Annotated in this window: 7 protein-coding genes and 1 rRNA gene; all 8 read left to right on the top strand. The window is 74.9% G+C overall.

The window, feature by feature from the left end; translation table 11 throughout:
* A 5S ribosomal RNA gene (gene rrf / locus BJF86_RS02730) occupies window positions 1–94 on the top strand; the annotation flags it as partial.
* 110 nt (window positions 95–204) lie between these two features.
* Window positions 205–1206: a tetratricopeptide repeat protein gene (locus tag BJF86_RS02725; protein ID WP_187345584.1), complete on the top strand. Its 1002-nt coding sequence runs from the start codon at window positions 205–207 to the stop codon at window positions 1204–1206.
* On the top strand, window positions 1203–2033 hold the full coding sequence (locus tag BJF86_RS02720; RefSeq protein WP_075816860.1) for an HAD-IIA family hydrolase: 831 nt from the start codon (window positions 1203–1205) through the stop codon (window positions 2031–2033). The genes BJF86_RS02725 and BJF86_RS02720 overlap by 4 nt, the downstream gene beginning before the upstream one ends.
* Window positions 2030–2230 carry a hypothetical protein gene (locus BJF86_RS02715; RefSeq protein WP_075816859.1) on the top strand — a complete coding sequence of 67 codons (201 nt, stop codon included), beginning with the start codon at window positions 2030–2032 and terminating at the stop codon, window positions 2228–2230. The genes BJF86_RS02720 and BJF86_RS02715 overlap by 4 nt, the downstream gene beginning before the upstream one ends.
* Before the next feature lie 11 nt (window positions 2231–2241).
* Entirely contained in the window at window positions 2242–3105 is an 864-nt protein-coding gene (locus BJF86_RS02710) for a TlyA family RNA methyltransferase (RefSeq protein WP_075816858.1), read from the top strand.
* Entirely contained in the window at window positions 3102–4031 is a 930-nt protein-coding gene (locus tag BJF86_RS02705) for an NAD kinase (RefSeq protein WP_022924133.1), read from the top strand. The genes BJF86_RS02710 and BJF86_RS02705 overlap by 4 nt, the downstream gene beginning before the upstream one ends.
* Window positions 4032–4033: 2 nt before the next feature.
* Window positions 4034–5812, top strand: coding sequence for a DNA repair protein RecN (recN, locus tag BJF86_RS02700; RefSeq protein ID WP_321166137.1), 1779 nt, complete (start codon window positions 4034–4036; stop codon window positions 5810–5812).
* Entirely contained in the window at window positions 5809–6981 is a 1173-nt protein-coding gene (gene steA / locus BJF86_RS02695) for a putative cytokinetic ring protein SteA (protein ID WP_075816857.1), read from the top strand. The genes recN and steA overlap by 4 nt, the downstream gene beginning before the upstream one ends.

The raw sequence follows: 6981 nt of genomic DNA, 5'->3' as shown, positions 1-6981 counted from the left end.
AACGCCCGGTCACATTCCGAACCCGGAAGCTAAGCCTGACAGCGCCGATGGTACTGCACTGGGAACGGTGTGGGAGAGTAGGACACCGCCGGACCACCATTCAACGAAAGGGCCCACCCCCCAAGGTGGGCCCTTTCGCATGTTCGGACGTCGCCGGAGACCTGCGACACTGGTCCGGACACCAGCTGACCGAGAGGACTGGACGTGAACGACGATCGCCGGCGTGCGGGTCGAGGCGGCTCGGAGAGGGACCGCGGCTGGGGGGCTCCCGTCCGTGGCCGGGGTGGCTCCCGTGACGACGTCGGACGGGACGAACGCGACAACCGCCGTCCGCCGCGGGTCCCCGAGCCGCCGCTGCCCGAGGACGCCGACGCCGGAGGGCTGGACCGCAGCCTGCTGTCGGAGCTGCGGACGCTGAGCAAGGAGAACGCCGAGGGCGTGGGTGGCCACCTGGTCATGGTGGGCCGGATGCTCGACGCCGAAGATCTCGACCGGGCGCTGGCGCACGCCGAGGCCGCGGCCCGTCGGGCGGGGCGCATCGCGGGCGTGCGCGAGGCGCTCGGTGTGGTCCACTACCGCCGTGGTGAGTGGTCCAAGGCGCTGGCCGAGCTCCGGACGGCGCGCCGGTTGAGCGGGTCGCAGCACCTGCTGCCGCTGCTCGCCGATGTCGAGCGTGGGCTGGGTCGCCCAGAGCGGGCGCTGGAGCTGGCGGCCTCGCCGGAGGCGGCGCAGCTGGGGCCTGCTGAGCAGGTGGAGCTGGTGATCGTCGTGGCCGGCGCCCGGGCCGATCTCGGGCAGCACGCCGCCGCGGTGCTGCTGCTGGAGGAGCCCGCGAAGCGAAGCACCCCGAAGCAGCCCTGGGCGGCGCGGTTGCGCTATGCCTACGCGGCAGCCCTGGAGGCCGACGGGCGTGAGGAGCAGGCGCTGGAGTGGTATGCCCGTGCCGCCGAGGTGGACGCGCTGGGTGAGACCGACGCCGCCGAGCTGCTCGGGCGGGGGGAGGAGAGCTGGGTCGTCGACCTCGGCGACGACGAGGTCGACGATGGCGGCGAGGAGGCCGTCGACGCAGCCGGCCGGCGTGACGGTGGCGAGTCCGCCGACGCTGCCCGTGCGGGTGGGTCGGCACCGGCCGCCGCAGAGCCAGGTGCGTCCGAGCAGGCTGCGGACGATCGCCCGACGACGACGCGCGGGACGACCGGCTCATGATCGAGGGGATGCTCTGCGACCTCGACGGGGTCGTCTACCGGGCGCACGAGCCGTGCGAGGGTGCGGTCGAGGCGCTGGCCGACGCCCGCGCCGCGGGCGCGCGCGTCCTCTACATGACCAACAACGCCTCGCGGACCCCCCAGCAGGTCGCTGCGCAGCTGCGGGACCTGGGGGTCACCGCCGAGGACGAGGACGTGATGACCGCCTCGCAGGTCGCCGCCGAGGTGCTCCGGGAGCGCCGTCCCGAGCTGCTGGAGGGCGGCTGCGTCCTGGCCGTGGGCGGCCCGGGTGTCGCCGACGCCCTGGGTGCCGTCGGCTTCGAGACCCTCGCCCCGCAGGACGTGGCGCACGTCGCGGGATCCGGCCGCGCACCGGAGATCGGGGCCGTGGTGCAGGGCTACGGACCACAGGTCGGCGTGATCGACCTGGCCGAGGCCGCCTACGCGATCCGCGCCGGTGCCGAGTGGATCGCCACCAACGACGACGCGACGCTCCCCACCGAGCGCGGCGAGGCTCCGGGCAACGGGTCGCTGATCGCCGCGGTGGCGCACGCGACGGGGGCGGCGCCGCTGGTGGTCGGCAAGCCGCATGCCCCGGCATACCGCACGGCGCTGTCCCGTCTCGGGACCTCGCCCGCTGCGACGTTGATGGTGGGCGACCGGCTGGAGACCGACATCGGCGGCGCGGTCGCGGCCGGGCTGCAGAGCGCGCTCGTGCTCACCGGGGTCTCCACCCGGGACGACGCCGAGGCGGCGCCGCCGGCCTGTCGGCCGGACCGTGTGGCAGCGACGATGATGGATCTCACCGACCTCTGGAGGACCTCGTGAGCGAGCACCCGGACCAGCAGGGTCGACCGGACACCGGCGACGCCGAGGTCGACGCCGCCCTACGGCGCCTCGAGGAGGCGCTCGACGGCACCGACGACGAGGTCGCGACGCAGGCCCTCGCACGGGCCCACCGTGAGCTCCAGGCCCGCCTCACCGATCCCGCTCCAGCCGCCCCGCCGGGGACCGACGCCGGTTGACGCCCCGGTCGATGGGCGTGCGCCTGGACCGCGCGCTGGTCTCACGTGGCCTGGCGCCGAGCCGCACCCAGGCGCAGCTGCTCGTACGTGACGGGCTCGTCCGGGTGGACGGTCAGCTCGTCCGGCGGGCGGCCCACCCGGTCCAGGAGGGCAGCGCGATCGTGGTCGCGGGCGACGGCACCGGGACCGAGGCCGAGTGGGTCCGGCGTGGGTGGGTCGGACGCGGCGCGGTCAAGCTGGCGCACGCGCTCGACTCATGGCCCGACCTGGTGGTGGGAGGTCGCCGGTGCCTGGACGTCGGCGCCTCCACCGGTGGCTTCACGCAGGTCCTCCTCGAGCACGGCGCCGGCAGGGTGGTTGCCCTCGACGTGGGGCACGACCAGCTGGCCTCCGCCCTCGCGGCCGACCCGCGGGTCGAGGACCGGTCCGGGGTCTCCGTGCGCGACGTCGACCGGCCGCGCCTGGGTGGTCCCTTCGACCTCGTCGTCGGCGACCTGTCCTTCATCTCGCTGACCGTGGTCCTGCCCGTCCTCGCCGACGTCGCGGCACCGGAGGGGGATCTGGTGCTGCTGGTGAAGCCGCAGTTCGAGGTCGGCGCCGAGGCGCTCGGGCGGGGCGGTGTGGTCCGCTCGTGGCAGCAGCGCGAGCAGGTCCTGCTCCGCCTCGACGCCGACGCCCGGCAGCACGGCCTCGCACCGCAGGACCTGCTGCGCTCACCGCTGCGCGGGGGTTCGGGCAACGTGGAGTTCCTGTGGCGGCTCCGGCGGTGCGCCCACCCCGCGCCCTGCCCCTCTCCACCAGGCATGATGGGGTGCGGACCCGGGCCCGCGCAGATGGCTGCCCTGGCACGCACCCGAGCACAGGAGGACGGATGAGTCGGCGCATCATGCTGGTCACCCACCCCACCCGCTCGGACATGCCCGAGCTCGCGGGCGTCTTCGCGCAGCGGCTCGGGGAGCACGGCATCGAGGTGGAGACCGTCCCCGAGGCCGATCCCACCCACCAGGTCGTCACCGACACCGAGGTCGTCGCGCTCAAGAGCCCGGTGCCGCCGCACGTGGATGCCACCGGGTGCGAGCTCGTCGTGGTCTTCGGCGGTGACGGCACGATCCTGCGAGGGGCAGAGATCGCCCGACCGGCGGGCACGCCGCTGCTCGGGGTCAACCTGGGGCGCGTGGGCTTCCTCGCCGAGGCGGAGAAGGACGACATCGACGCGATCATCGAGCGGATCGCGGCGCGCGACTACCACGTCGAGGAGCGGATGACCCTCGAGGTCGACGTCCTCCACGACGGCCGTGTCGTCTGCCACAACTGGGCGCTCAACGAGGCCAGCGTGGAGAAGTCGTCCCGCGAGCGGATGCTCGAGCTCGCCGTGGAGGTGGACGGCCGGCCGCTGTCGACCTGGGGCTGCGACGGCGTCGTCATGGCGACGCCGACGGGCTCCACGGCGTATGCCTTCTCCGGCGGCGGGCCGGTGGTGTGGCCGGACGTCGAGGCGTTGCTGGTCGTGCCGATCTCCGCGCACGCCCTGTTCGCCCGCCCCGTCGTGCTCAGCCCGGAGGCGCACCTGGCGGTCGAGGTCGTGCCGCACAGCCACGTGACGGGCGTGATGTGGTGCGACGGCAGGCGAACCGTCGAGCTGCCCCCCGGTGCCCGCATCGAGGTGCGGCGCTCGGCGACCCCGGTGCGTCTCGCGCGGCTCGGGACGGAGCCGTTCACCGACCGGCTGGTCGCGAAGTTCGCGCTGCCCGTCTCCGGGTGGCGTGGGCCGGCAGGCGGCCAGCACGGGGGCCGCTCGTGACGGTGCGTCGCATCCGTATCCAGCAGCTGGGGGTCATCGAGGAGGCCGAGCTCGAGCTCGCGCCCGGTCTCAACGTCATCACGGGTGAGACCGGCGCCGGCAAGACGATGGTCGTGAGCGGTCTCGGGCTGCTGCTGGGGGACCGGGCCGACGCCGGCATGGTCCGTGCCGGTGCGGCGCGGGCGGTCGTGGAGGGCGAGGTCGACGTGGCCGAGGACCACCCGGCGGCCCGGCGGGTCGTCGAGGCCGGCGGGGACGCCACCGACGGGCTCATCCTGGTGCGGTCGGTCGCGGCCGAGGGGCGGTCGCGGGCCAGTGTCGGTGGTCGCAGCGCCCCGGTCTCGGTGCTCACCGAGGTCGGTGAGCACCTGGTGGCGGTGCACGGCCAGGCCGACCAGTGGCGGCTGCGCGACGCCGACCAGCACCGGCTGCTCCTGGATGCCGCCGGAGGTCCGACGCTCGCCGCCGCCGGTCAGCGGTATGCCCAGGCGTGGGAGGAGTGGCAGGAGAGCCACCGCCGGCTGCAGGAGCTCAGCCGCACCTCGACCGAGCGCTCGCTGCGGGTGGGCGCGCTGCGCCGCGCGCTGGAGGAGATCGAGCAGGTCGACCCGCAGCCCGGCGAGGACGAGTCGCTGCGCGGCGAGGCCGACCGGCTGACCCATGCCGAGGACCTGCGCCGCGCCGCCCAGGAGGCGCACGAGGCGCTCGTCGGCGCCGACCCCGCCAGCGGCGCGGCCGACGTGCCCTCGGTCTCCTCGCTGCTGGCCGCTGCCACCGACGCCCTCGCCCCGGCGGCCGAGCACGACGAGCAGCTCGCCGACCTCCTGGTCCGGGTCCGCGAGGTGGCCTACCTCGCCACCGACCTGGCCCCGGACCTGGCCGCCTACGGCTCCGGGGTGGAGGTGGATCCCGGCCGGCTCGACGCCGTGCACGCCCGGCGCGCCGAGCTGACCGGTCTACTGCGCCGCTACGGCTCCTCGACGCAGGAGGTGCTCGACTTCGCACGCGAGGCGGCCCTGGAGCTGGCGGCCATCGACGTCTCCGACGACGACCTCGCCGACCTGCGCACCCGCCGGGAGCAGCTGCGCACCGAGGTCGCGCGGACCGGCCTCGAGCTCGGCGCGCTGCGTCGCGAGACGGGCGCGCGCGTCGGGACCGCGGTCACCGAGGAGCTGTCGCACCTGGCCATGGGGTCGGCGACGGTGCTCGTCGACGTCGCTCACCATGACGTCGGGGGCGACGGTCAGGACGAGGCCACGACCGAGGCCGGGGCTGCCGACGTCAAGCTCCCCGACGGGCGCCGGGTCCGGGCCTGGCGGCACGGCCTCGACGCCGTCGAGATCCGCCTCGCGGCCAACCCGGGCGCCCCGCCCCGCTCGGTGACCCGCGCAGCCTCCGGCGGTGAGCTGTCCCGGGTCATGCTGGCCCTGGAGCTGGTGTGCGGGGCCGGGGCGGCCCCCACCTTCGTCTTCGACGAGGTGGACGCCGGGGTGGGTGGTGCCGCCGCCCTCGACCTCGGGGCCCGGCTCGCCCGGCTGGCCCGGCAGGCCCAGGTGGTGGTGGTCACGCACCTGGGCCAAGTGGCCGCCCATGCCGACCAGCACCTCGTCGTGCGCAAGAGCACCGACGGGCAGGTCACGCGCAGCGGTGTCGTGGTCGTGGACGGTGCCGAGCGGGAGGCCGAGCTGGCCCGCATGCTGGGCGGGGTCGCGGACTCCGGAGCCGCACTGGAGCACGCCCGCGAGCTGCTCGAACAGCGCGGCGCCGTGGACGCGCGGTGAGCCCCCGCCGCTCCCGGGACCCCGACCCGGCCACGCCGCGGTCCGGGACCCTGCGGGTGGACGCACGGACCAAGCGCTTGACCGCCCGCCTCCAGGCCGGGGACGTCGCCGTCATCGACCACGCCGACCTGGACCAGGTGAGCGCCAACGCGCTCGTCGCCTGCCGCCCCGCGGCCGTGGTCAACGCCGCGGAGTCCACGACCGGCGCCTACCCCAACATGGGCCCGCAGATCCTGCTGGACGCCGGCATACCGCTGCTCGACGCTGCCGGGCCCGACGTCATGGCTCTCGCCGAGGGCTCGCACGCCACCGTCGTCGGGAACCAGGTCCGGGTCGACGGCGTCGTCGTGGCAGAGGCCACCCGTCTGACCGGGGAGCAGGTCGCGCAGCGCCGGGAGCGGGCGCGGGGCAACCTGTCCGAGCAGATCGAGGCCTTCTCGCACAACACGATGGAGTACGTCCGCGCCGAGCGCGAGCTGCTGCTCGACGGCATCGGCGTCCCACCGCTGCGCACCGACTTCAGCGGACGGTATGCCCTGGTGGTCGTGCGCGGCTACCACTACAAGGAGGACCTCCAGACGTTGCGCCCCTTCCTGCGCGAGGCCCGCCCCGTGCTCATCGGGGTCGACGGGGGCGCGGACGCGCTGCTGGAGATGGGGCACCGCCCGGACCTCGTCGTCGGCGACATGGACTCGGTCTCCGACGCCGCGCTCACGAGCGGGGCCGAGCTCGTCGTGCACGCCTACCGCGACGGGCGGGCCCCCGGCCTGGAGCGGGTGGAGGCCCTCGGGGTGACCGATGCGGTGGTGCTGCCTTCGCCGGGCACCAGCGAGGACATCGCGATGCTCATCGCCGACGAGCTCGGCGCCGAGCTCATCGTCGCCGTGGGCACCCACGCCACCCTCGTCGAGTTCCTGGACAAGGGCAGGCAGGGGATGGCCAGCACCTTCCTCACCCGGCTGCGGGTCGGGAGCAAGCTGGTCGACGCCAAGGGGGTGAGCCTGCTCTACCGCTCCCGCGTCCCGACCGTCTCCCTGGTCTGGCTGGTCCTGGCCGGCCTGCTCGCCCTGCTCGTGGCCCTCGCGGTCACTCCCGGAGGCCGGGCCCTGCTCGGCGTGCTGGCCGTACGATGGGACGACGTCTGGGCCTGGATCGAGGGGTTGTTCTGA

The organism is Serinicoccus sp. CNJ-927 (assembly GCF_001942435.1).
Lineage (GTDB): Bacteria > Actinomycetota > Actinomycetes > Actinomycetales > Dermatophilaceae > Ornithinicoccus > Ornithinicoccus marinus.
The sequence above is the reverse complement of the archived record's forward strand: the minus strand, read 5'-3'. Positions and strand labels throughout refer to the sequence as shown.